At 69.7% G+C, this 24,005-nt stretch carries 22 protein-coding genes; 11 read left to right on the forward strand and 11 right to left on the reverse strand.

Annotated features, from left to right (window positions below; genetic code table 11):
- Positions 1 to 11: 11 nt before the first annotated feature.
- The 3 genes from leuD to H0523_RS09100 all read right to left on the reverse strand — a co-directional run bounded on the left by leuD (position 12) and on the right by H0523_RS09100 (position 3,111).
- Positions 12 to 650: a 3-isopropylmalate dehydratase small subunit gene (leuD, locus tag H0523_RS09090; RefSeq protein ID WP_054430754.1), complete on the reverse strand. Its 639-nt coding sequence runs from the start codon at positions 648 to 650 to the stop codon at positions 12 to 14.
- On the reverse strand, positions 647 to 2,068 hold the full coding sequence (leuC, locus tag H0523_RS09095) for a 3-isopropylmalate dehydratase large subunit (protein WP_054430755.1): 1,422 nt from the start codon (positions 2,066 to 2,068) through the stop codon (positions 647 to 649). The genes leuD and leuC overlap by 4 nt, the downstream gene beginning before the upstream one ends.
- Before the next feature lie 62 nt (positions 2,069 to 2,130).
- Entirely contained in the window at positions 2,131 to 3,111 is a 981-nt protein-coding gene (locus H0523_RS09100; RefSeq protein WP_054430756.1) for a tripartite tricarboxylate transporter substrate binding protein, read from the reverse strand.
- A 131-nt stretch (positions 3,112 to 3,242) separates the two neighbouring features.
- On the opposite strand from H0523_RS09100, the gene H0523_RS09105 reads away from it, so the two are divergent.
- Complete coding sequence (locus H0523_RS09105; RefSeq protein ID WP_054430757.1) at positions 3,243 to 4,166, forward strand: LysR family transcriptional regulator; 924 nt, start codon at positions 3,243 to 3,245, stop codon at positions 4,164 to 4,166.
- A gap of 18 nt (positions 4,167 to 4,184) precedes the next feature.
- Here the strand turns inward: H0523_RS09105 and H0523_RS09110 are convergent, their stop codons facing one another.
- The 3 genes from H0523_RS09110 to H0523_RS09120 are packed head-to-tail and all read right to left on the reverse strand — an operon-like array spanning position 4,185 to position 6,568.
- Positions 4,185 to 4,808 (reverse strand): flavin reductase family protein, encoded by a 624-nt coding sequence (locus tag H0523_RS09110; protein WP_054430758.1) that lies wholly within the window; start codon positions 4,806 to 4,808, stop codon positions 4,185 to 4,187.
- A 1-nt stretch (position 4,809) separates the two neighbouring features.
- Positions 4,810 to 5,574, reverse strand: coding sequence for a GntR family transcriptional regulator (locus tag H0523_RS09115; protein ID WP_054430759.1), 765 nt, complete (start codon positions 5,572 to 5,574; stop codon positions 4,810 to 4,812).
- A gap of 34 nt (positions 5,575 to 5,608) precedes the next feature.
- Entirely contained in the window at positions 5,609 to 6,568 is a 960-nt protein-coding gene (locus H0523_RS09120) for a polysaccharide deacetylase family protein (protein ID WP_054430760.1), read from the reverse strand.
- Between the two features lie 196 nt (positions 6,569 to 6,764).
- On the opposite strand from H0523_RS09120, the gene H0523_RS09125 reads away from it, so the two are divergent.
- Genes H0523_RS09125 through H0523_RS09135 form a run of 3 tightly spaced genes read left to right on the forward strand, consistent with a single transcriptional unit; the run spans position 6,765 to position 11,340 of the window.
- On the forward strand, positions 6,765 to 7,955 hold the full coding sequence (locus H0523_RS09125) for an ABC transporter substrate-binding protein (RefSeq protein ID WP_054430761.1): 1,191 nt from the start codon (positions 6,765 to 6,767) through the stop codon (positions 7,953 to 7,955).
- 17 nt (positions 7,956 to 7,972) lie between these two features.
- Positions 7,973 to 8,851 carry a branched-chain amino acid ABC transporter permease gene (locus tag H0523_RS09130; RefSeq protein WP_054430762.1) on the forward strand — a complete coding sequence of 293 codons (879 nt, stop codon included), beginning with the start codon at positions 7,973 to 7,975 and terminating at the stop codon, positions 8,849 to 8,851.
- Positions 8,851 to 11,340, forward strand: a complete 2,490-nt coding sequence (locus tag H0523_RS09135) for a branched-chain amino acid ABC transporter ATP-binding protein/permease (protein ID WP_054430763.1) — start codon at positions 8,851 to 8,853, stop codon at positions 11,338 to 11,340. Before H0523_RS09130 ends, H0523_RS09135 begins: the two co-directional genes overlap by 1 nt.
- 51 nt (positions 11,341 to 11,391) lie before the next feature.
- Here the strand turns inward: H0523_RS09135 and H0523_RS09140 are convergent, their stop codons facing one another.
- On the reverse strand, positions 11,392 to 12,363 hold the full coding sequence (locus H0523_RS09140; RefSeq protein ID WP_231689881.1) for an Lrp/AsnC family transcriptional regulator: 972 nt from the start codon (positions 12,361 to 12,363) through the stop codon (positions 11,392 to 11,394).
- Between the two features lie 111 nt (positions 12,364 to 12,474).
- Between H0523_RS09140 and H0523_RS09145 the strand changes: the two genes are divergently transcribed.
- Both H0523_RS09145 and H0523_RS09150 read left to right on the forward strand, forming a co-directional pair.
- Positions 12,475 to 13,779 (forward strand): MFS transporter, encoded by a 1,305-nt coding sequence (locus H0523_RS09145; protein WP_054430765.1) that lies wholly within the window; start codon positions 12,475 to 12,477, stop codon positions 13,777 to 13,779.
- 81 nt (positions 13,780 to 13,860) lie between these two features.
- Positions 13,861 to 15,288: an amidase gene (locus H0523_RS09150; RefSeq protein ID WP_054430766.1), complete on the forward strand. Its 1,428-nt coding sequence runs from the start codon at positions 13,861 to 13,863 to the stop codon at positions 15,286 to 15,288.
- Positions 15,289 to 15,354: 66 nt separating this feature from the next.
- On the opposite strand, the gene metK is transcribed toward H0523_RS09150, so the two are convergent.
- Entirely contained in the window at positions 15,355 to 16,518 is a 1,164-nt protein-coding gene (gene metK, locus H0523_RS09155) for a methionine adenosyltransferase (RefSeq protein WP_006391903.1), read from the reverse strand.
- Between the two features lie 276 nt (positions 16,519 to 16,794).
- On the opposite strand from metK, the gene H0523_RS09160 reads away from it, so the two are divergent.
- Genes H0523_RS09160 through xerC form a run of 5 tightly spaced genes read left to right on the forward strand, consistent with a single transcriptional unit; the run spans position 16,795 to position 21,239 of the window.
- On the forward strand, positions 16,795 to 17,661 hold the full coding sequence (locus H0523_RS09160) for a lysophospholipid acyltransferase family protein (protein ID WP_054430767.1): 867 nt from the start codon (positions 16,795 to 16,797) through the stop codon (positions 17,659 to 17,661).
- A gap of 49 nt (positions 17,662 to 17,710) precedes the next feature.
- Positions 17,711 to 18,601 carry a lysophospholipid acyltransferase family protein gene (locus tag H0523_RS09165; RefSeq protein WP_054430768.1) on the forward strand — a complete coding sequence of 297 codons (891 nt, stop codon included), beginning with the start codon at positions 17,711 to 17,713 and terminating at the stop codon, positions 18,599 to 18,601.
- A gap of 35 nt (positions 18,602 to 18,636) precedes the next feature.
- The gene (gene dapF, locus H0523_RS09170) at positions 18,637 to 19,548 is read left to right on the forward strand and encodes a diaminopimelate epimerase (RefSeq protein WP_054430769.1); all 912 of its coding nucleotides are present in this window, start codon (positions 18,637 to 18,639) and stop codon (positions 19,546 to 19,548) included.
- A gap of 4 nt (positions 19,549 to 19,552) precedes the next feature.
- Complete coding sequence (locus tag H0523_RS09175) at positions 19,553 to 20,230, forward strand: DUF484 family protein (RefSeq protein ID WP_054430770.1); 678 nt, start codon at positions 19,553 to 19,555, stop codon at positions 20,228 to 20,230.
- Between the two features lie 34 nt (positions 20,231 to 20,264).
- The gene (xerC, locus tag H0523_RS09180; RefSeq protein WP_054430771.1) at positions 20,265 to 21,239 is read left to right on the forward strand and encodes a tyrosine recombinase XerC; all 975 of its coding nucleotides are present in this window, start codon (positions 20,265 to 20,267) and stop codon (positions 21,237 to 21,239) included.
- A 13-nt stretch (positions 21,240 to 21,252) separates the two neighbouring features.
- On the opposite strand, the gene H0523_RS09185 is transcribed toward xerC, so the two are convergent.
- The 3 genes from H0523_RS09185 to H0523_RS09195 are packed head-to-tail and all read right to left on the reverse strand — an operon-like array spanning position 21,253 to position 23,989.
- Positions 21,253 to 22,368, reverse strand: coding sequence for a nickel/cobalt transporter (locus H0523_RS09185; protein WP_054430772.1), 1,116 nt, complete (start codon positions 22,366 to 22,368; stop codon positions 21,253 to 21,255).
- Positions 22,359 to 23,042 (reverse strand): DUF1007 family protein, encoded by a 684-nt coding sequence (locus tag H0523_RS09190; RefSeq protein WP_054430773.1) that lies wholly within the window; start codon positions 23,040 to 23,042, stop codon positions 22,359 to 22,361. Before H0523_RS09190 ends, H0523_RS09185 begins: the two co-directional genes overlap by 10 nt.
- A complete protein-coding gene (locus H0523_RS09195; RefSeq protein ID WP_054430774.1) occupies positions 23,003 to 23,989 on the reverse strand; it encodes a metal ABC transporter solute-binding protein, Zn/Mn family in 987 nt (328 codons plus the stop codon). The genes H0523_RS09190 and H0523_RS09195 overlap by 40 nt, the downstream gene beginning before the upstream one ends.
- Positions 23,990 to 24,005: the final 16 nt, after the last annotated feature.

The following is a 24,005-nucleotide window of genomic DNA, read 5'->3' on the forward strand; positions in this document are numbered from 1 at the left end:
GTCTGTGGCGTTCATTGGCCGAGCCGGTCGCGCACGCGGCGCGCCACGTCTTTCATCCAGGGATGCCGGGCCCAGTGGCCAGCCTCGAAGTGTTCCACATCCGGCAACTGCTGTAACGAGGCGCCCACCATGTCCTGCCCCTGCGAGAACATGCGGCGGTGCCGCGCCGGCAGGTCGAAATTCCCGATCCAGCCGTCCGCGGCCCGCACCGTGCCCGCCAGCGCGTCGATCTCGACGCGGTTGCCGGCGGGATCGGACACCCGCGCCAGCAACGCATCGACCTCGGCCGGCGGCAGGCTCACCAGCAGCAGGCCGTTGTTGAGGGCGTTGAAATAGAAAATCTCGCCGAAGCTGGCCGCCACGACCGCGCGGATACCGTACTGCATCAGGCCCCAGACCGCGTGTTCGCGGCTGGAGCCGCAGCCGAAATTGGGCCCCGCCACCAGCACGGAGGCGCCGGCGTAGGCGGGCTGGTTCAGCACGCAGTCCGGCCGCGGCGCGCCGTCGGCGTCGAAGCGCAGGTCATAGAGCAGGCCGCGGTCCAGCCCGGCCTTGTCGATGATGCGCAGGAACTGCTTGGGCATGATCTGGTCGGTGTCCAGATTGGAGTACGGCAGGGGCGCGGCGACGCCGCTGATGATCTGGTTCATTGCAGGTTCTCCAGGTCGCGCACGTCGACGATGCGGCCGGCCAGCGCGGCGGCGGCGGCCATGGCCGGACTCATCAGATGGGTGCGTCCGGCGCGGCCCTGGCGGCCCTCGAAGTTGCGGTTGGTGGTGGATGCGCAGCGCTCGCCCGGCCGCAGCACATCGTCGTTCATGGCCAGGCACATCGAACAGCCCGGCTGGCGCCATTCGAAGCCGGCGTCGACCAGCGTGGCGGCGATGCCCTCGGCCTCGGCCTGGGCGCGCACCGCGCCCGAGCCCGGCACCACCATGGCGCGCACGCCATCCGCCACCCTGCGGCCGCGCACGATATCGGCCACCACGCGCAGGTCCTCGATGCGGCCGTTTGTGCACGAGCCGATGAAGACCCGCTCGATCGGCACGCCGGCGATCGGCGCGCCGGGTCGCAGGCCGATGTAGTCCACGGCCTTTTCCAGCGCCAGGCGCGCCAGCGCGTCCGGCTCGGCCTGGGGATCGGGGACCGTGCCGGTGATCGGCATGGCCTGGTCGGGGCTGGTGCCCCAGGTCACGAAGGGCGCGATCCGCGCCGCGTCGAAGACATGCTCGGCGTCGAACACGGCGTCGGCATCCGTGCGCAGCGTGGCCCAGTAGGCCCGCGCCTGCGCCAGCTCGGCCGCATCCAGGTGCCGCGCGCGGGCCGCGACATAGGCGTCGGTGGTGGCGTCCGGCGCGATCAGCGCGGCGCGCGCGCCGGCCTCCACGGTCATGTTGCACAGGGTCATGCGCGCCTCCGCCGAGAGGCCGTCGATGGCGCTGCCGCAGAACTCCACGGCGTGGCCGCGCGCGCCCTGCGCGCCGATGCGGTGCACCACGTAGATCACCAGATCCTTGGCCGAGACGCCCACGCCCAGGCGGCCATCGACGCGGATGCGCATGTTGCGCGCGACCCGGTAGACCAGCGTCTGCGTCGCCAGGATGTGTTCGACTTCCGAGGTGCCGATGCCGAAGCCCAGCGCCCCCAGCGCGCCGTAGGTGGTGGTGTGGCTGTCGCCGCACAGCACCACCATGCCCGGCAGGATCATGCCGTGCTCGGGCGCGATCACGTGCTCGATGCCCTGCAGCGGGTCGGTGGTGTCGAACAGCGCGATGCGCTGCTCGTCGCAATTGCGCTTGAGGTTGCGGGCCTGGCGCGAGGAAGCGTCATCCGGAATCACGCGCAGCGCGGCCGGCACAGGGTGGGTGGGGATGATGTGGTCCACCACCGCCATCTGTTGCCCGGGCCGCAGGACGTCGCGGCCACGGGCGGCCAGGCCGCTGAAGGCCTGCGGACTGGTGTACTCGTTCATGATGTGCAGATCGACGTACAGCAGGATGTGCTCGTCGTCGATGCGGGCCACCTCATGGCTGGCCACCAGTTTGTCGTATAGCGTCATGCCGGGCATGTCGGTGCTTCCTTGCAAAAAGACGCGCCCGCGCGGGGACGCGATGAAACTTGCGGCGGCGCTCAGTTGGCCTCGATGCCGGCGTCCTTGACGATGCCGGCCCAGCGCGTCATCTCGCCCTTGACCATGGCATCGGTCTCGGCGGGCGTGGAGACCAGCGGATCGAAGCCCTCGCGGCGCATGCGTTCGGACAGCTCGGGCGATTGCAGCGCCTGCGCCAGCCTGGCGTTGAGCGTGTCCACCACCGCCTGCGGCGTGCCGGCGGGCGCGCTGATCACGAACCAGGTGGTGAAGGCGTAGCCGGGCAGGCCGGACTCGGCGATGGTGGGCACGTCCGGCAGCAGCGGCGACCGCGCGGTGCCGGTCACGCCCAACGCCTTGAGCTTCTTGCCATCGACCTGCGGCTTGGCCGCCGACAACACCGGAAAGCTCATCTGCACCTGGCCGCTGATGGTGTCCACCATGGCCGGGCCGCCGCCCTTGTAGGGCACGTGCAGCATCTGCGTGCCGGACACCGACTTGAACAGCTCGGCGGCCATGTGGAAGGTGCTGCCGGTGCCGGCCGAGCCAAAGCTCAGTTCATTGGCGGGGCGCGCGCGGATGTAGTCGAGCAGTTCCTTGACGTTGTTCACCGGCAGCGACGGCGCCACGGTCAGCACGTGCTGCGACGTGCCGACGGTGCCGACCGAGCGCAGGTCGCGCACGGTGTCGAACGGCATGGTGCGGAACAAGGCCGGATTGATCGCCAGCGACATGGTGTTGATGGCCAGCGTGTAGCCGTTCGGCTCGGCGCGGGCCACCGCGGCCATGCCGATGTTGCCGGAGGCCCCGGCGCGGTTCTCGACGATCACGCTCTGGCCCAGGGCCTTGCCCCAGGCGTCGGAGATCAGGCGGGCGGCGATGTCGACGCTGCCGCCGGGCGCGAACGGCACCATCAGGGTGACGGGCCGCTGGGGAAAGGCGTCGGCCGCGGCGGCCGGCGCCATCCAACAGGAAGCGACGGCAAGCACGCCCAGGCTGCGCAACAGGTGGGGAATCTTCATGGGTGGGTCTCCTCGTGGACGGCCGCGTCGGGCGGCTCTAGATGTCGGTCAACCCAGTGTATAAGCCCACTTCATTCTTATAATTAGCTAAATACCTAAATCTTTATTAAATCTGATTTATAAATAACGCCATGGATGCGCTCTCCGACCTGGCCTTCTTCTCGCTGCTGGTCAAGCACGGCAACCTGTCCGCGGCCGCGCGCGAGCTGGGGCTGACGCCGCCGGCGGTCAGCACGCGGCTGGCCAAGCTGGAACAGCGCCTGGGCGTGCGCCTGCTCAATCGCAGCACGCGCCGCGTCAGCGTCACGCAGGAAGGCGAGCTGTATCTGGCGGAAGGCGGCCGCATCCTGGCGGACCTGCAGGCGCTGGAGCGCTCGGTCTCCAGCAGCCGGGCGCAGCCGCAGGGGCTGCTGCGCCTGAACGCCACCTTCGGTTTCGGCCGCGCCTACGTGGCCCCGGCCGTCTCGGATTTCGCCCGACAGTACCCCGAAGTCGAGGTGCAGTTGCGCCTGACCGACCGGCCCCTGAACCTGATCGAGGAAGGTTTCGACGTGGCGGTGCGTTTTGGCGACCTGCCCGACGCGCGCCTGACGGCCCGCAAGATCGCCTCCAATCGGCGGCTGCTGTGCGCCTCGCCGCGCTACCTGGAGAGCTTCGGCGAGCCGCGCGCGCCGGGCGAGCTGCAGCGCCACCGCTGCATCGTGGTGCGCGAGAACGATGTCGCCTATGGCACCTGGCGGCTCGAGTCCGGCCAGCGCGCCGAGACCGTGAAGGTGCGCGGCCCGGTCAGTTCCAACGACGGCCAGAGCGCGCTGGAATGGGCCCTTGACGGCCACGGCATCGTCATGCGGTCGGAATGGGAGACCGCCGACCACCTGCGGGCCGGCCGCCTGCGGCAGATCCTGACGGAATGGTCGACGCCGCCGGCCGACATCCACGTGCTGTACCCGGAGCGCCTGAACCTGCCGGCCAAGACGCTGGCCTTCGTCGATTTCCTGGCGCAGCGCTTCGCCCGCCACCTGCGCGCGCCGGGCTCGCAGGCCGCGGTGTGGTGACGCGCACTGCGCGAGCGCTCAGATCTCGTCGATGGCGGTGCTGGCCGGCATGTCGCCGATGGCGTAGCGGTCGCGCGTGGTGACGTAGAAGCTGGCGCCAAAGCGGCCCACCGGAAAATACTCCTGCAGCCGCACGCGCCAGGTGTCCGTGTCGATCAGGCCGTCGCGCGCATGCAGCCAGCGCACCTGGCCGATGAAGATCTGGCGGCTGGCGGTTTCCAGGGTCTCGAACAAGGTGCATTCGAACGCCACCGGCGCCTGCGCGATGCGCGGCGGCGCCACCCGCTGGCTGGGCGCGGCGTCCAGGCCGGCATGCGCCAGCTCGCTGACGTCCGCCGGCAGGCGGTCGCCGCAGCGGTGCATTTTCTCGGCCATGGCCTCGTCGGTCAGGTGCACCACGAACTCGCGGTCCCGGGCGATGTTGCGCGCGGTGTCTTTCAGGTTGCCGTCCTCGAGCCGGTTGATGCTGACCATGACGATGGGCGGATCCTCGCCCAGCATGTTGAACATGCTGAAGGGCGCGGCGTTGACCACGCCGGTCTCGGACAGGGTGGTGATCAGCGCGATCGGCCGCGGCACGATCAGGCTGGCCATCAGCTTGTAGCGCTGGTATTCGGTGATTGAATCGAAGTCGATATCCATGTCAGGCCATTCCCAGCATCTGGGCCAGGGTTTGTGCGGGCTGCGGGCGCTCCAGGCTGATGCGCCGCTCCAGGTCCGCGAGATGGTTGTCGTTGATCTTGACCGCCTCGGCCACCTGCCCCCGTTCCATCAGATCGACGATCTGCACGTGTTCGCCATGCTCGCAGGCCGCGTTGCCGGGCGGTTCATACAAGGCCACGATCAGCGAGCAGCGCGACACCAGTTCGGCCAGATAGCCGTGCAGGATCCCGTTGCCGGACAACTCGCCCAGGCGCACATGAAAGGCGCTGGCCTGCCGCGCCCAGGCGGGCTGGCCGGCGCGGTGCAGCAAGGCGTGCTCATCGCGCAACTGCTTGCGCAGCGAGGCGTAGTCGGCCTTGGTGGCGCGCGCGGCCGCCAGCGGCACGAGGGCCGCTTCCAGCGCGCGCCGCGCCTCGAAGATCTGGCGCGTGTCCTCGGCCGTGGGCTCGGCCACCACCGCGCCGCGATTGTGGTGCAGGTCGACCACGTGCTCGTGCGCCAGGCGCTGCAGCGCCTTGCGCGCGACGGAGCGCGACACGCCGAAGATGTCACACAGCGCCGCCTCGGGCAGCTTGGTGCCGGGCGTCAGCCGCTGGCTCATGACGCTTTCATAGACCGCCTCGCAGATGCGGCGCTCCATGTCGGCATCGGGAGCCGCGTCCTCCAGGTGTTCGGACACGGCGGCGGCGGCGCGGCGCGCAGGCGTCGCCTTGGGACGGGATTTGGCGGGATCGCGGGTAGGCATGGCGGACTCGGTGGCAACGAAGGCAAGGGGTCGATCAACGGGAAGGCAGTCCGGGCGCCGGCGACAGGCCATCGACGTGCCGGCAGATCTGGCCGGGCGTGGCAAACCAGATCTCGCCCCGGTCGCGCGCGGCCGCCAGCGGGGCCAGCGCCCGGCGCAGGTGCCGCAGGCGATAGGGCTGCCCAACGATGTAAGGATGCAGCGCGATGCCCATCACCAGAGGCTGGCGCTGCGCCTGGAGCCGCATTTCCTCGAACTGGTCGAGAATCATATCGGCAAAGTCGCGTGCGTCCATCTTGCGGCCCATGATCATGGGAATGTCGTTCAGCTCCTGCGGGTAGGGAATCGCCCACAGGTCGCCGGCGCGCGTGCGCATGCGCGTGGGCTGGTCGTCGTGGCACCAGTTCAAGGTGTAGCGATAGCCGGTCTCGGCCAGCAGGTCCGGGGTTGCGCGGCTCTCCGAAATCCAGGGCGACAGCCAGCCGGTCGGGGCGCTGCCGGCGTGGCGGCCGATGCGGTCGCGGCAATGTTCCAGCAGCGCCCTTTCCTCGGCCTCGCCCAGCCCTCCCTGCCGATGCGCGTTGCTGTAACCGTGGCCGATCAGCTCATCGCCACGCGCCAGGCAGGCGTCCACCAGCTCGGGGCAATGGTCATACAGCGCGGTGTTGATCAGCGCCCCCGCGGGCAGCCCCAACGCGTCAAACAGTTCCAGGCAGCGCCACGCGCCGACCCGGTTGCCGTACTCGCGCCAGGCGTAATTGAGCACGTCCGGGTGCGGCGAGGCCGGGCCCAGCTCGGCGCCCAGCCCCTCGCCAAAAGCGAAATGCTCGATGTTGAACCCCAGGTAGACGGCCAGCCGCGCGCCATTCGGCCAGGCGTAGTCCGCGCGCTCCGTGATGGGCTGGTAGGCGAAGCGGTCGTGGCCGGCCAGCGGCGCGGGCGTCCAGGGCGCGGCAAGCCCCGCATTAGTGCCTTGAAGCAGGGATGGATTCATTTTGGTGCAAATCCTGATGCATGATTGTGAACAAAACCCTGGATTTTTGAAAACAAAAACAGGATCCAACGTCGACAAACCACCGGCTTCCCCCTGGCGCATGCCCCCGTGGGTCGGGTGGCATGGATCTTGCATCGGGAACGGCAGCAGCACCTCTCCCATGCAAGATCCATTCCACTTTTCCAGGAGTGCCCCGATGCGTCCCACCCGCCGTTCCTTCATGCTCCGCGCCACCGCCGCCGCCTTGTTCGCGGCGGGCCTGGCCGCGCAACCCGCGCTGGCCGCCGATCCGATCAAGATCGGCCTGATCACCGCCCTGTCGGGGGAATCGGCGCGCGCCGGCGAGGCCTTGACGCGCGGCATGACCATCGCCATCGACGAGATCAACGCCAGGGGCGGCCTGCTGGACGGACGCCAGGTCGTGCTGGTGCGGCGCGACGACGAAGGCAACCCGGCCAAGGGCATGGCCGCGGCGCGTGAGCTGATCTACAAGGAAAAGGTCGCCGTGCTGTTCGGCGGCCTGGACACGCCGGTGTCGATGGCCATCGTGCCCATCGTCAACCAGGAAAAAGTGCCCTTCATGGGACCCTGGGCCGCCGGCACCGCGATCACGCACAACAAGGGCAACCCCAACTTCGTGTTCCGCGTCTCGGCCATGGACGAGATCGTCGACAGCGCCATGGTGCAGTACGCCCGCAAGACCTTCCAGAGCGCCAAGCCGGGCATGATCCTGGTGAACAACCCCTGGGGCGAATCGAACGAAAAGGGATTGGATGCCGCGTTGGCCGCCGCCAAGATCACGCCGGCGGGCGTCGAGAAATTCCAGCCTGCCGACCTCGACATCACGCCGCAGCTGAGCCGCCTGAAGGCGGCGGGCGCCGACACACTGTTCCTGGTGGGCAACGTCGGGCCGTCGGCGCAGGTGGTGAAGTCGCTGGACCGCATGGGCTGGAAGGTGCCGGTGGTGTCGCACTGGGGCCCGGCCGGCGGCCGCTTCACCGAACTGGCCGGCCCCAACGCCAAGAACGTGCACTTCGTGCAGACCTACAGTTTCTTCGGCAAGCAGGGGCCGGTGGGCGAGAAAGTGATGCAGGCGCTCAAGGCCAAATATTCGGACATCAAGGGCCCGCAGGACATCACCCCGGCGGTGGGCGTCGCCAATGCCTATGACGGCATGCAACTGGCGGCGCTGGCGATCACGCAGGCCGGCTCCACCGACGGCGATGCCGTGCGCCAGGGCTTCTACAAGATCGGCAAGTACGACGGCCTGATCAAGACCTACGAGCAGCCTTTCACGCCGGCCTCGCACGACGCCTTGCGCGAAGACGACTACGTGTGGACGCACTTCGTCGACAACCGCATCCTGCCCGTCAAGGGCGCGCAATAGGCGCCGGGGAGACACGCATGCTGTGGATGTCCGCCATCGTCAGCGGCCTGGGGCTGGGTAGCATGTATGGGCTGATGGCCCTGGGCTTCTACCTGACCTACGCCGTGTCCGGCACGGTCAATTTCGCCCAGGGCAGCTCCATGATGCTGGGCGCGGTGCTGACCTATACCTTCGCGCAGACGCTGGGCTGGCCGCTGCTGGCCGCCCTGCCGCTCGCGCTGGCCTTGTGCGCGTTGTATGGCCTGGTGGTCGAGCGGCTGGCGGTGCGGCCATTCGCCAGCCGCGGCTCGAACGCCTGGCTGATGTCGACGGTGGCCCTTGGCATCGTGCTGGACAACCTGGTGATGTTCACCTTCGGCAAGGAGCCCCGCAGCTTGCCATCCCCGCTGGCGCAAGCGCCGCTGGAAATCGGCGGACTGGGCCTGGGGGTCTATCCGCTGCAATTGCTGATTCCCCTGGTGGGACTGGCATTGGCCGCCGCCCTGCATGCGCTGTCGCGCCGCACGCGCTGGGGCGTGGCGCTGCTGGCCGTGGTGCAGAACCCGAACGCCGCGCGGCTGATGGGCATTCCGGTGCGGCGCGCCATCATGGCGGCCTTTGCCGTCTCGACCCTGTTCGCGGGCGTGGCGGGCGCGCTGGTCGCGCCGCTGTTCAACGTCCAGGCCGACATGGGGACGCTGTTCGGCCTGAAGGCTTTCGTGGTCGCCATCCTCGGCGGCATTACCAGCGCCTGGGGCGTCATGCTCGCCGGCCTGCTGTTTGGCGTGGCCGAAGGGCTGATCACCGTCGCGCTGGGTTCCGGCTACACCCAGATCATCAGCTTCGCGCTGGTCATCGCCATTCTGGCCATGCGGCCCAACGGATTGTTCGGCCGCGCGGCCGTGAGGAAAGTCTGATGGCCAGGCAATCTGCGCTGTTGCGGCCGATGCTGGCTGTCTATGTCCTGCTGGCCATCGCCAGCCTGGCGTTGGCGGCCTATGTCAATGGCTACTATGTTTTCGTAATCGGCAACGTGGCCCTGCTGGCGCTGGCCGGCATCGGCCTGAACGTGCTGCTGGGCCTGACCGGCCAGATGTCGTTCGGCCATGCCGCGTTCTACGCCATCGGCGCCTATACGGTGGCGATCCTGACCGGCCAGGCGGGCTGGAGTTTCTGGCTGGCGTGGCCCGCGGCCGCGCTGGTGGCGGGCGCATTCGGGCTGCTGCTGGCGCTGCCGGCGCTGCGGGTCCAGGGGCCCTACCTGGCGATGATCACGATCGCCTTCGGCTTCATCGTGGAACATGCCCTGGTCGAGGGTGGCGAGCTCACCGGCGGCCAGAACGGGTTGATGGGCATTGCCCAGCCCGCGCTCGGCGGGCTGGGCGGCGACCGCGGCGTGGCGATGCTCGCGATCGTGGCCGTGTTCGCCGCGCTGGCCGGCTATGCCCTGCTTGCGCGCGGCAGCTGGGGAGCGGCGATGCGCGCGGTCAAGGACAGCGAGACGGCCAGCGAATCCATCGGCATCAACCCCTTGCTGGTGAAGGCCGTGGCCTTCATGGTGTCGGCGGCGGTGGTGGGCCTGGCGGGCGGCCTGTATGCGCCGCAGGCCGGCATGATCACGCCGCACAACTTCAACTTCATGCAATCGATCCTGTTCGTGCTGGCCGTCACCATCGGCGGCGCCGGCTCGCTGGCGGGCCCGTTGCTGGGCGCGGTGGTGGTCGGACTGCTGCCCGAACTGCTGTCGAGCCTGGAGGAATATCGCCTGTTGTTCTTCGGCGCCTTCCTGCTGGTGGTACTGTGGGCCGCGCCCGACGGCGCGGCGGGCCTCCTGGCCCGCTGGCGACGACGCGGCGCGCAGCCCCGGCTGACGCCGCGCCAGGGCGGACTGGCGGCCACTGGCCAGGCGCGGCGCGTCCTGCGCGCCGACGCGCTGGCCATGACGTTCGGCGGCGTACGCGCGGTGCAAGGCGTATCGTTCCAGGTCGCGCCCGCCGCCGTCACCGCCTTGATCGGTCCCAACGGCGCCGGCAAGTCCACCGTCATCAACATGCTCAGCGGCTATTACCAGCCGACCCGCGGCAGCGTCGCGCTGGGCGCGACCCCGCTGGCCGGCCTGCCCGCCTACCGCGTGGCCCGCGAAGGCATCGCGCGCACCTACCAGACCTCGCAACTGTTCGACACCCTGAGCGTCGAGGATAACGTGGCGCTGGGCCTGTTGCGCGGCCGGCTGGGGGGCCTGCTGGCCGCGCGCCGCTATCTGTCGTCCGATGCACGCGAGCGCGCCCGCGCCCTGTTGGCCTTCTGCGGCTATCAGGGCGCGCTCGATGCGCCGGCCGCCGACCTGGCGCACGTGGACCGCAGGCTGGTGGAGATCGCCCGCGCGCTGGCCACCGACGCCGACATCCTGTTGATGGACGAGCCTGCGGCGGGTCTGTCACGCGAGGACAAGACCCGGCTGGCGGCCCTGCTGCGGCGCATTGCCGACGCCGGTGCCGGGGTGCTGCTGGTCGAGCACGACATGGCCTTGGTGATGGGCGTGTCCGACCACGTTGTCGCCATCGACGCGGGGCGCGAATTGGCGCAGGGATCCACCGGCGAGATCCAGCAGTCCGCGGCCGTGCGGCAGGCCTATCTGGGCGACGACGCGGCGCGACACGCCCCCGCGGCGCGCGCGCGTCCGGCCGCTTCCCGCGTCGCGCCGGAAGTGCTGGGCGTGGGCAGCCTGACCACGGGCTACGGCGCCAACCCGGTGCTGCATGGCATCGACCTGCAGGTCCGCGAGGGCGAAATGGTGGCGCTGCTGGGCGCCAACGGCGCCGGCAAGTCGACGCTGATGCGCACCCTGGCCGGACTGCATCGACCCGCTCAGGGCGGCATGCACCTGCAAGGACAGGAATTGCAGGGGTTGAGCGCGGACCGCATCGTGGCGCGAGGGCTGGTCCTGGTGCCCGAGGGGCGGCAGGTGTTCCCCGACCTGAGCGTGCTCGACAACATCCGGCTGGGCGCCTTCCTGCATCCGGCGGATCGCGAAGCCCGGGTGCAGGAGATGCTGACGCGCTTTCCCCGCCTGCGCGAGCGGCAGCACCAGCGCGCCGGCCTGCTGTCCGGCGGCGAGCAGCAGATGCTGGCGATCGCGCGTGGGCTGATGTCCAAGCCGGTGATCCTGCTGCTGGACGAACCGTCATTGGGCCTGGCGCCCAAGATCATCGACGAATTGTTCGAAGCGCTGGACAGGTTGCGGGCCGAATCGATGACGATACTGCTGGTGGACCAGATGGCGGCGCTGGCCCTGTCGCTGGCGGACCGCGCCTACGTGCTGGAATCCGGCCGCGTGGCGGCGCACGGCACGGCGCGCGAGATCGCCGCGGATGGGACGCTGGCGCGCGCCTATCTCGGCGCCTGAGGCGCGACAGCCCGGCGCGCCACGCGCGTCGGGTTTCCTGCCGCGGCAGGCTCAGGCGGCGTCGGCGCCCAGCCGCGCGCCTTCGCGCACGATGCCGCAGCGCTTGTAGGCGCGCATCACCACGCCCACCTCGCTGGCCAGCACGCCATCGAGCTCGCCCAGCCTGCGCGTGACCACGTCCCACAGGTGCAGGCTGTCGCGGCACAGCACATGCCAGAACAACTGCGAGGCGCCGCTGGTGCCGAACAGGCAACGCGTGTTCGGATCCAGCGCCAGGTGCGCGGCCAGGGCGTCGACGACCTGCGGACGCACCTGCACCGAGATCACCGCCTCGACCGGAAAGCCCACCAGGGCCGGTTCGACCTCCACGCGGAAGCTGAGCGCGCGCCGCTCGACCAGGTGCTGCAACAGGCGCTGGGCGGTCGGCTCGCTGACCTCGGCGTGGGCCGACAACTCGGCCAGGCTGGCGCGGCCGTCGCGCATCAGATGGGCCACGATGCGCTGCTCGGGCTCGGTCAGCGCCAGCGGGGCCTGGCTGGCCGGATCCGGCGCCTCGGGCGCCGCGCCGTCGGCCTGGATGCGCCACTGGCCGGCGCGGCGGAACGGCCGCAGCACCAAGCGCGCTTCGACCTGCTCGACGCCGTCGATGGACGGCAGCACGCGCGTCACCACGTCGGGCATGTCGGCGGCATCCGCCAGCGTCAGCTCCGCCATCAGATCGGCCGTGCCGGCCAGCGTCACGACCAGCTGGGTGATGCCGAGCCGCGCCAGGGCCTCGGCCGCTTCGGCCACGCGGCCCGAGCGGCAGCGCACCCAGGCGTGCAGCACCACGCCGCGGCCCGTGGCCAGCGGATCGGCCTCGGCGATGACGCGCAGGGCGTCGGCATCCATCAGCCGCTTGATGCGGCGCGCCACCGTGCGCTCGGCAATGCCGGTGGCCGCGCCCAGCTCGCGCCAGGAGGCGCGCGGGTCGGCCTGCAGGGCGATCAGGCAGGCCAGATCGGTGTCATCGAGCGCCGGCATTAGGGGCTTACCCTTACTTGACGTGACCATATTCATTAATCTAACGTTCGCGCATTGATAAAAACACAAAATTTAACGGTCTATTTGACCAAAAATAAAACCGAGGACGTTATGAGTACCCCTTCCGCAACCCTGCGCGCCACGCAGGGGGCAAACGCCGCGCCCGTGTCGCGCGCCCGCACGATTCTGGCCGGTAGTGTAGGCAATGCGGTGGAATGGTTCGATTGGACCATCTATGCGTCATTCGCCATCTTCTTCTCGAAGCAGTTCTTTCCCGATGGCAACGAGACCACCGCCCTGCTGGCCACCTTCGGCATTTTCGCCGTCGGCTTCTTCATGCGCCCGGTCGGCGGCTGGGTGCTCGGCATCTTCTCCGACCGCTACGGCCGCAAGGCCGCGCTGGGCCTGACCATCCTGATGATGGCCGGCGGCTCGCTGATCATCGCCGTCACCCCGACCTATGCCACCATCGGCCTGGCCGCGCCGCTGCTGCTGACCGCCGCGCGCCTGCTGCAAGGCCTGTCGCTGGGCGGAGAGTATGCCTCGGCCACGACCTTCCTGGCGGAAATGGCGCCGCCCAACAAGCGCGGCTTCTATTCCAGCTTCGTCTTCTTCAGCGCCGCCGTGGGCATCCTGGCCGCGTCCGCCGTGGGCTGGCTGCTGACCTCGACCCTGACCAAGGCCGAAATGGCCGACTGGGGCTGGCGCATCCCGTTCTTCCTGGGCGCGCTGGGCGGCCTGGCCGGCATGTGGATCCGCCGCGCGATTCCGGAAACCGAGGCCTTCTCGCACGCCAAGAAGGCCGGCATCGAAAAGCAGCCGCTGCGCACCCTGCTGCGCGAGCATCCGCGTGAAGTGCTGCGCATCGTCGGCTTCTCGATCCTGACGACGTTCGCCTTCTATATCTTCGTGGCCTACGTGCCGACCTACGCCATCCGCCAGGTCAAGGCCGATCCGCAGGTCGCGTTCGCCGCCAACACCGTCGCGCTGATCGTCTTCATGCTGGTGCAGCCCGTGTTCGGCATGCTGTCCGACCGCATCGGCCGCAAGCCGCAGCTGATCTTCTTCGCCGCCGGCTACCTGGTGTTCTTCTACCCGCTGATGACCACGCTGGGCCCGTCGTTCGGCTCGATCCTGGCCGTGGAACTGTTCGGCCTGGTGCTGTACGCCATGTACACGTCGATCGCGCCGGCCATCATGTCGGAGCAATTCCCCACCAGCGTGCGCGCCGTCGGCATCGGCACCCCGTACAACCTGGTCGTGGCGCTGCTGGGCGGCACCACCCCCTACCTGCTGACCTGGTTGCAGAGCAAGGGCATGGAGCGCTGGTTCTTCTATTACGTGCTGGCTGGCGCCGTGATCACGTTGATCACCTTCATCCGCATGCCTGAAACCCGCGGCCAATCGCTGAAGTAAGACCCGCTCAGGCCCTGACGCCCCGCATCAACGCTTTCCGGTTCCGCCAGGACCGGAAAGCTTTTCCTTTTCGTGAGAGCCATGCCAGACCAAGACACCGCCCTGCATTTCCGAGAAGCCCGCGAACTCGCCCGCGCCATCCGCGCGGGGGAACTGAGTTCGCGCCAGGTCACCACCCATTTCCTGGATCGCATCGCCCGCGCGCCCGACCTGGCCGCGTACAGCGTGGTCACCGCCGAACGCGCCCTGGCCCAGGCCGAAGCGGCCGACCGGCTGCTGGCCGCCGGTATTTCGATGGGCCCGCTGCATGGCGTGCCGGTGGCGGTGAAGGACAGCGTGCAATGGGCGGGCACCGTCGCCAGCGGTGGCTCGCAAGCCCGGCGCGACATCGTCAGCGATGAAACCTCCGCCGCCGTGCGCGGCCTGTCGGCGCAGGGCATGGTGATCCTGGGCAAGACCCGCATGACTGAATTCGCGTTCGGCCTGTCGGGCCAGAATCCGACCCAGGGCACGGCCCGCAACCCCTGGGACGCGGTCACCGCGCGCGCGCCCGGCGGCTCGTCCAGCGGCGCCGGGGTCGCGGTGGCGGCCGGCCTGGCGCCGCTGGCGCTGGGCGGCGACACCGGCGGCTCGGTGCGCGCCCCCGCCGCGCTGAACGGCGTGGTGGGCTACAAGCCGTCATCGGGCGTCATCAGCCGCGCCGGCTGCCTGCCGCTGTCGGACACCCTGGACGTGCTCGGCCCCATCGCCCGCAGCGTGGCCGACGCCCGCTTGCTGACCCAGGCGCTGGCCGGCCCCGACATCGACGACGACGCCACCCTGGCGCTGCCAGCGGCCTGCATCGCCGCCCTGCGCCGCCCCGCCGCGCCGCGCGGCAGCGCCGTCGCCGTGCTGGCGCCGCAGGCCTGGCCCGCGCCGCTGGCCGATGAAGGCCTGCGGATCTGGCACGAGGCGCAGGAGCGCCTGGATCAGGCCGGCCTGACGCCCGAAACCTGGCATCCGCCCGCCTCGCTGTCGTTCGCCCGCATGGCGGACGACAATTCGCTGGTGCTGGCCTACGAGGCCTACCGCTACTTCGGCGCGCTGGCCGAAGACCCGGCCCAGCCGCTGTGGGACGTGGTGCGCGCGCGCATCGCCGCCGGCGGCCGCATCGCCCGGGCCGACTACGAGGCGGCGCTGCAACGGCGCCAGGCCGACATGGCGACGTTCGCCGCCGCCATGCAGGGCATCGATGCCCTCCTGATGCCGGCCTGCGACCAGGCGGCCCAGGCACTGGACGCGGCCGACGTCCGCCACGCCGGCTTGGGCAGGCTGCTGCGCCCGGCCAACTTCCTGGGCGCGGCCGCGATCGCCCTGCCGGCCGGCTTCGACGAGGACGGCATGCCGATGGCGGTGCAGTTGCTGGCGCCCGCCGGCGGCGACGCGGCCCTGCTGGATCGGGCCGCGATGCTGGAACCAGTGCTGGCGCCGGTCGCGCGGACCCCGGATCTATCGGCCTGGGGCCTCTGACCGCGACGCTCGCGCCCATGAAAAAGCCCCGGCATGCCGGGGCTTTTTCTACTTCGAAAGGGTGCGTTACACGCCCTTCTTCAGTTCCTGGACCTTGTCCGTGGCTTCCCACGAGAATTCCGGCTCGGAACGGCCGAAGTGGCCATACGCGGCGGTCTTGGTGTAGATCGGGCGCAGCAGGTCGAGCATGTTGACGATGCCCTTCGGACGCAGGTCGAAGTGCTCGCGCACCAGCTTGGCGATCTGGTCGTCGGGAATGACGCCGGTGCCTTCGGTGTAGACGGTGATGTTGATGGGCTCGGCCACGCCGATGGCGTAGCTGACCTGCACCTGGCACTGGCGCGCCAGGCCGGCGGCCACGATGTTCTTGGCCACGTAGCGGGCGGCGTAGGCGGCCGAACGGTCGACCTTGGACGGATCCTTGCCCGAGAACGCACCGCCACCGTGCGGGCATGCGCCGCCGTAGGTGTCGACGATGATCTTGCGGCCGGTCAGGCCGCAATCGCCCTGCGGGCCGCCGATGACGAAGCGGCCGGTCGGGTTGACCAGGAACTTGGTCTTGGGCGTGATCAGGCCGTCGGGGAAGCTGGGCTTGATGATGTCTTCGATCACGGCTTCGCGGATGGTCTCCTGCGAGACTTCCGGCGCGTGCTGGGTCGAGAGCACCACGGTGTCGACTTCGGCCGGGCGGCCGTCGACGTAGCGGAAGGTCACTTGCGACTTGGCGTCCGGGCGCAGCCACGCCAGGCGGCCGTCCTTGCGCAGTTCGCTCTGGCGCTGCACCAGGCGGTGCGCGTACCAGATCGGGGCCGGCATCAGGTCGGGGGTTTCGTCGCAGGCGTAGCCGAACATCAGGCCTTGGTCGCCCGCGCCCTGGTTCAGGTAGTCTTCCGAGCTGCGGTCCACGCCCTGGGCGATGTCCGGCGATTGCTTGTCGTAGGCGACCAGCACCGCGCAACCCTTGTAGTCGATGCCGTACTCGGTGTTGTCGTAGCCGATGCGGCGGATCGTGTCGCGCGCGACCTGGATGTAGTCGACGTTGGCGGTGGTGGTGATTTCACCGGCCAGCACGACCAGACCCGTGTTGCACAGGGTCTCCGCGGCCACGCGGGCGTTCGGGTCCTGGGTGAAGATGGCGTCCAGAATCGCGTCGGAAACCTGGTCGGCTACCTTGTCGGGGTGCCCTTCGGAAACGGATTCGGAGGTGAAGAGAAAGTCGTTATTGGCCACAGATGCGTCCTTTGATGTCCGGTACAGCCGGAACTTAGGTTCACGAGGCGCGTTGCACCCCGGACTGCATGGAATACGCTGATCTGGGCGCGACGCTTTAGCGGATTTGGCAAGCGACGCGCAACGCGCCGGGATCCTGCCGTCGCCCCGCAAGTTGTCGGTTAACTCGGCGACGGGTCGATTTTAAGCGAAAATGCGGTTCTTATGCTTGTGTCACGGGTGGGGTCTTTCGCCCGAGCACCGGCACCACCATGCCCGATATCGCCCATTTGCCGCATGCTGCTCGCCCTGTTCCGCCTGTTCGCATCCCTGCCCCTGCCCGTCGCGCACGCGCTCGGGCGCCTGCTCGGCCGCATCGCGTATGCGTTTCCCGGCAAGTACCGGCGCCGCCTGCGGGCCAATGCGACGCAGGCCGGCTACCCCGACGCGGCCTTTGCCCGCCGCGCGGCCGGCGAGGCCGGCGCCATGATCCTGGAGATGCCGCGGGTCTGGTTCCGCAATGAACAAAGCCTGGCCCAGGTCGTGTCCGACGACAACGACGTGGTGGCCGCGGCCCGCGCCGAGAACCGCGGCATCCTGTTCCTGACCCCTCACCTGGGCTGTTTCGAGATCACCGCGCGCTATCTGGCCCGCCTGATGCCCATGACGGTGATGTTCCGCCCGCCGCGCAAGGACATCCTGGCGCCGTTGCTGGAAACCGCGCGCAACGGCTCCGCGGTCAACGCCGTGCCGGCCACCATGCAGGGCGTGCGGGAATTCGTGCGGGCCCTGCGGCGCGGCGAGTCGGTTGGCATGCTGCCCGACCAGGCGCCGGGCGTCGGCGACGGCGTCTGGGCGCCATTTTTCGGACGCATGGCCTACACCATGACCCTGCCCGGCAAACTGGCCACCCAGACCGGCGTCCCCATCATCCTGACCGCCGGCGAACGCCTGCCGGGCGGCCGCGGCTGGCGCATCCACTACGTGCGGGTGCCCGAGCCGCTGCCCGCCGATCCGCAAGCCCAGGCCGCGCTCCTCAACGCCGCCATGGAAACGCTGATCCGCCGCTGCCCGCAGCAGTATCTCTGGAGCTACAACCGCTACAAGACCCCGCGCGGCGCCCCGCCCGCCCCCGCCGACGACGCGGCCACCGCGCCCCACTGAAGCCGGCGCCCACGCCCCGCCGCCCTGGTCTCAAGCTCCCCACCTGTCCATGAAAGAATCGAAAACGCGCACGCTGGTCAATCTGCTGAAATGGTTCGGCCGCATGCGGCCGTCCACCCGGCTACGCATCGGCGCCGCGCTCGGCTGGCTGGCCATGCGCCTGGCCAAATCGCGCACCCGCATCGTGCGCCGCAATCTCGAACTGTGCTTTCCCGAGCAACCCGAGGAAGTGCGCGAACGCTGGGTGCGCGAGCACTTCCGGGCGCTGGCGCAGTCCATCGTCGACCGCGGCGTGCTGTGGTACGGCACCCCCGAAGCCATCAAGGACATGGTCACGCAGAGTGGCGCCGACCGCATCAATGAACTGACCGCCCAGGGCCGCGCGGTGATCCTGCTGGCGCCGCACTTCATCGGCCTGGACGCGGCCGCCACCCGCCTCACCATGGAAGTGCCGAGCGCGGCCACCATGTACACGCCGCAGAGCGACCCGCACATCGACGCCGTGGTGGCCGCCGGCCGCGCCCGCTTCAACGAGGTGTTCCTGGTCAGCCGCAAGGACGGCGTGCGCGACCTGATCCGCCACCTGCGCGCGCCGCGCCCGGTGTACTACCTGCCCGACATGGACTTCGGCCGCCAGGGCGCCGTGTTCGCGCCGTTCTTCGGCATCCAGGCGGCGACCCTGCTGGCCACCGCGCAGCTGGCCAAGAAATGGGACGCGGCCGTGCTGCCGATCCTGGATTTCTGGAACCCGGAGACTGGCCGCTACCACGCCGAGGTGCTGCCGCCGCTGGAGAACTTCCCCGGCGACGATACGCTGGAAGAAGCCACGGCGCGCCTGAACCGCGAGCTGGAGGGCTGGGTGCGGCGCTGCCCCAGCCAGTATTACTGGGTCCACCGCCGTTTCAAGACCCGTCCGCCGGGCGAGCCCAAGATCTACTAGGGCAGGCCCGCGCCGGGGCGGTTTCCCGGGCCAGAATGGGCGATAATCCCCCCATGAACTGGAACTTCACCAAAATGCATGGCGCGGGCAACGACTTCGTCGTCCTGGACGGGGTCCGCCAGGCCATCGAAATGACGCCCGAGCGCGCCCGCGCGCTGGGCGACCGCCACTTCGGCATCGGCGCCGACCAGATCCTGCTGGTCGAACGCGCCACCCGGCCCGACGCCGACTTCCGCTACCGCATCTTCAATTCCGACGGCAGCGAGGTCGAGCACTGCGGCAACGGCGCGCGCTGCTTCGTGCGCTTCGTGCACGAGCAGGGCCTGTCCGACCGCAACCCGCTGCGCGCCGAGATCGCCACCGGCATCCTGGTGCTGGACGAGGGCGACGACGAGCAGGTCACGGTCGACATGGGCAGCACCCGCTTCGACCCGGCCGCGTTGCCGTTCGACACCTCCGGGCTCGCCTCCCGCACCGAAGGCCAGGACACGCTGTGGGAGCTGGAACTCGACGTGCCCGCCGGCCTGCCGCGCAGCGTGGCCCTGTCGGCCGTGGCCATCTCCAACCCGCACGCCGTGCAGGTGGTGGATAACGTCGACACCGCGCCGGTCGCCATCGTCGGTCCGCTGATCGAGAACCACCCGCGCTTTGCCCGCCGCGTCAACGCCGGTTTCATGCAGATCGTCGATCGCCACAACATCCGCCTGCGCGTGCACGAACGCGGCGCCGGCGAGACGCTGGCCTGCGGCACCGGCGCCTGCGCCGCCGTCGCGGCCGGCATCCGCCGCGGCCTGCTCGATTCCCCGGTGCGCGTGCAGACGCGCGGCGGCGTGCTGACCATCGCCTGGAACGGCGACCAGCTGCGCATGACCGGACCGGCCGAATCCGTCTTCACGGGGCAGGTCGACATCGACAAGCTCGTCTTCTCCATGGCGCTGAACCGATAACCCCATGACCGATACCGCTTTCACCGCCCAGGACATCGCCAACTTCCTGCAGGAACACCCCGGCTTCTTCGACGAGCACGCCGACGTCTTCGCCACGCTGCAGGTGCCGCACCCGCACGGCTCGCGCGCCATTTCGCTGGGCGAACGCCAGATCCTCACGCTGCGCGAACGCAACCGCGAACTCGAGTGGCGCCTGAACGAGCTGGTGCGCAACGCCACCGCCAACGAAACCATCGGCAGCCACATCTCCAAATGGTGCTGCCGCCTGCTGTCCGAACCGGATCCGCAATTGGTGCCCGGCGAAATCGCCCTGGGCCTGGCTGAACAATTCGAACTGAACCACGTGGCGCTGCGCCTGTGGAACCTGCCCGAGCTGCCCGACACCGGCTATGGCGAACCCGTCACGCAGGACGTGCGCACCTTCACCGACAGCCTGAAGACGCCGTACTGCGGCACCGACACAGCCTTCGAAGCCGTCGGCTGGCTGGACGCCAAGCCCAAGTCGCTGGCCCTGGTGCCGCTGCGCCTGGAGGCCGAAGGCGCCAGCGTCGGCCTGCTGGTGCTGGGGTCGGACGACGCCGAACGCTTTACGCCCGAGATGGGCACCGCGTTCCTGGAAGCCATCGGCCAGTTGGCCTCGGCGGCGCTGCACCGGCTGAACCCGGCCGCGCCCAAGGCCTGAGCCGATCATGACGGCGGGGGCCCCGGAACACGCCATGCCAACGCAAGCGCCGGACGCCCCCCTGCCCGATCCGATGGCCGCCTGGCTGCGCCATCTGGAAAGCAATCGCCGCTATTCGCCCCACACGCTGGACGGCTACCGGCGCGAGCTGCGCTTCCTGATCGAACTGGCCGAACGCGCCAAGCTGCCGCTCGACAAGCTCGGCAACGGCCACATCCGCCAATTCGTCGCGCGGCTGCATGCGCAGGGCCGCGGCCCGCGCAGCCTGGCGCGCACGCTGGCGGCCTGGCGCGGCTTCTACCAATGGTGGGCGCCGACGATCGGCCTGGCCGGCAACCCGGTGGCCGGGGTGCGCGCGCCCAAGGCGCCGCGCGGCCTGCCCAAGGCCCTGTCGGTGGAACAGACCCAGGCCTTGCTGGATCGCCCTGCGGCCAAGGTCGCCACCGAGCCGGCCGCCCTGCGCGACCAGGCCATGTTCGAATTGCTGTATTCCAGCGGCCTGCGGCTGTCGGAACTGGTCGGGCTGGACCTGCGCTACACGCGCTCGGCCGAGCATGAATCGCGCGGCTGGCTCAGCCTGGAAGAGGCCGAGGTGATCGTGCTGGGCAAGGGCGGCAAGCGCCGCTCGGTGCCGGTGGGCCAGGCCGCTTTGGCGGCGCTGCGGCGCTGGATCGACGTGCGCGAGCAGTTGGCGCCCCCGGCCGCTTCGGCCGACGATGCCGCCGCTTTGTTCCTCGGCGCCCGCGGCCGGCGCATCTCGCCGCGCGTGGTGCAATTGCAGCTGGCCCGGATCGCGCAGGCCGCCGGCCTGCCGACCCATGTGCATCCGCACGTGCTGCGCCACAGCTTCGCCAGCCACGTGTTGCAATCGGCGCAGGACCTGCGCGCCGTGCAGGAAATGCTGGGCCACGCCAACATCTCGACCACCCAGATCTATACCCGGCTGGACTTCCAGCACCTGGCGCGGGCGTACGACCAGGCCCATCCGCGCGCGGGCCGCAAGTCCTGAACGCGGCGGCGTTTCAGCCGCCGCCGGCCAGCATGCCGCCCAGCAGCAGCACGCCCAGCGCCAGCACCGCCAGCGCCGCCAAGGCTTCCACCCCGTAACGCAAACGCGCCGCCGCGACGCCCGACAGGCGCGCGCCCAGCGCATTGGCCGCGCCGCCGGCCGCGACCGCCAGGCAGGCCAGCGCCGCCACCGTCAGGCCCGTGCCCAGGCCCATCGCCAGGGCCGAGGCCACCCCGGCCAGAAAGAATCCCTGCGACAGCGCGAACACCAGCACGATCAGCGCGCCGCTGCAGGGCCGCAAGCCCACGGCGAAAATGGCCGACCAGGCGCGGCGCCAGTTCAACGGCCCCGCCACCTGCTCCGGCGGCGGCACATGGGCATGGCCGCAGCCGCAATCGTCGTGATGGTCATGCGGATCAACGTGCGCGTGACCATGGCCCTCTCCACGAACCTCGCCCTGGGCAATCGGCGCCGGCGCGTGGATCGCAATGGCGCGCAAGGCCGCGGCCCCCTTCAGGGCCGGCGCCGCCACGGCAGGCGATGCGACCACCGCGGCCGCACGGGCCGGACGCCGCCGCAACAGCGGCCGGATCGCCTTGATCCAGACCAGCCACGCGCCCAGCAGGGTCACCAGCCCATACGAAGCCAGCTCCAGCCAGCGCGTGGCCTGGTTCATCGCCGCGGCCGTGGCGTTGAACACCAGCGCCAGCACCGCCACCATGGCGATCGCCACCAGCGCCTGCACCAGCGACGACACCAACGCCAGCAGCGCGCCGTTGCGCGCGGTCTGCCGGTTTGCCAGCACATAAGAGGAAATCACCGCCTTGCCATGGCCCGGGCCGAGCGCATGGAACACGCCGTAGGCGAACGACAGCCCGATCAGCAGCCAGGCGCCGCCATCGGCCTGCCAGGCGCGCACCGCCGCCGTCAACTGGCGGTAGAAATGGGTCTGCCACACCGAAACCTGGCCGAAGACGCCCGCCAGCCAACCGGGACCGCCCAGGCCGGCGCCGCTCTCCGGCACGCCGAAGGGATGCGCGCCCTGCGCGTCGGCCAGGCCGGCCCAGGCCATCGCGGCCAGCGCGAACAGCCACGCCAGCGCGGCGGCCGGACGCCGCGCTACGAACATTGCACCTCGATACGGTGCGTCAGCCCCTTGGTGATGGCGAAAAGCTCTTCCGGCAGCGCGTCCGGATCGGCCGGGATCGCGGCCAGTTGCTGCATGGTGTTCCAATCCAGTTCCTTGGGCTTGCGGTAAGCCTGCTTGCAGGCCGCCGCGCCGGGTCCGCCCAGCGCGACCGCCCCCTTGTCGTCGAAGGCGTAGGCCACGAAGTAGGTCGGGTCGTAGATGTCCACCTGCGCGCCCGCGGCGTCCAGCGCGGCGGGCTCGGCCAGCGGCAGCGTGAACGCCAGCGCCAGCCGGCCGGTCTTGGCGTTCCAGGTCACGCGCGCATCGCGCGGCGCGGCGAACACCGCGCTCTTGCCCGCCACGGTGACCCGCGTGAAGTAATGCGACACCGGTTCGCCCAGCGCCTTCATCCAATCCTGCGCCATGCCTTTCAGGGTGTCTTCGGGCAAGGCGCCGCCCTTGCCCTTCTTGAGTCCCTGCGTGGCATAGGCGCCGAACATCTCATCGAACAGCCAGACCTGGCGCACCGCCGTCACGCGATGCTGCTCGTCCAGGTCGATGACGGCGCGCGCGTCGATCCACATATGCGGGTGGGCGCCGGCGGCGCCGGCCGCCAGCGCGCCCGCCACGGCGATCAGGGCTGCAAGGCCGCGGCGAGTTGACGAACGTTCCATTCAAACATTTCCAGGTAGGTGGCGCCGGGCTGTCCGGGCTTGGACAGGGCATCGGAATACAGCGTACCACCCACCTTCGCGCCGGTTTCACGCGCGATCTGCTGCACCAGGCGCGGGCTGGTGATGTTCTCGATGAACACCGCCGGCACCTTGTCGCGCTTGACCTGCTCGATGATGCGGGCCACGTCGCCGGCGGACGGCTCGGCTTCGGTCGAGATGCCCATCGCCGCGATGAAGCTCACGCCATAGGCATCGCCGAAATAGCCGAACGCATCATGCGAGGTGACCACCTTGCGGCGCTCCGCCGGAATCGCCGCGAAGGTCTTGCGCACGGCCGCATCCGCCGCCTGCACGCGGGCGATGTAGGCATCGGCGCGCTTGCGGTAGGCATCGGCATGGGCCGGATCGGCGGCGGCCAGGCCGTCGGCCACGTTGCGCGCGTAGATCACGCCGTTGGCCAGGTTCTGCCAGGCGTGCGGATCGGCGTCGTGGTGGTGATGGCCGCCGTGGTCGTGGGCATGGCCATGATCGTGGTCCTTGTCGTCATGCTTGTCACCGTGCTCGTCGCCATGGCCCGCGAACTTGCGCGGCGTCACGCCCTTGGAGGCGACCACGGTCGGCCCGGCAAAGCCGGAGGCCTTGACCAGGCGCGGCAGCCAGGCCTCGAAGTCCAGGCCGTTGACAAACAGCACCTTGGCGGCCGCCAGCTTCTTGGCGTCGGCGGGCGTGGGTTCGTATTCGTGGGCATCGCCGTCCGGGCCCACCAGCGTGCTCACCTTGATGTCGGCGCCGCCGACTTCCTGCACGATGTCGCCCAGGATCGAGAAGCTGGCCACGACCGGCAACGGTTCGGCCGCCTGCGCCGCGCCGAAGGCGGTGGACAGCCACAGGCCGGCCGCGGCCAGCATGACACGGCGGCGCGCCAGCGCCGGAAAGAGGGAAGGCATGGTGAATCTCCTTGAG

The organism is Achromobacter insuavis (assembly GCF_902859645.1).
Taxonomy (GTDB): Bacteria; Pseudomonadota; Gammaproteobacteria; order Burkholderiales; family Burkholderiaceae_B; genus Achromobacter; species Achromobacter insuavis.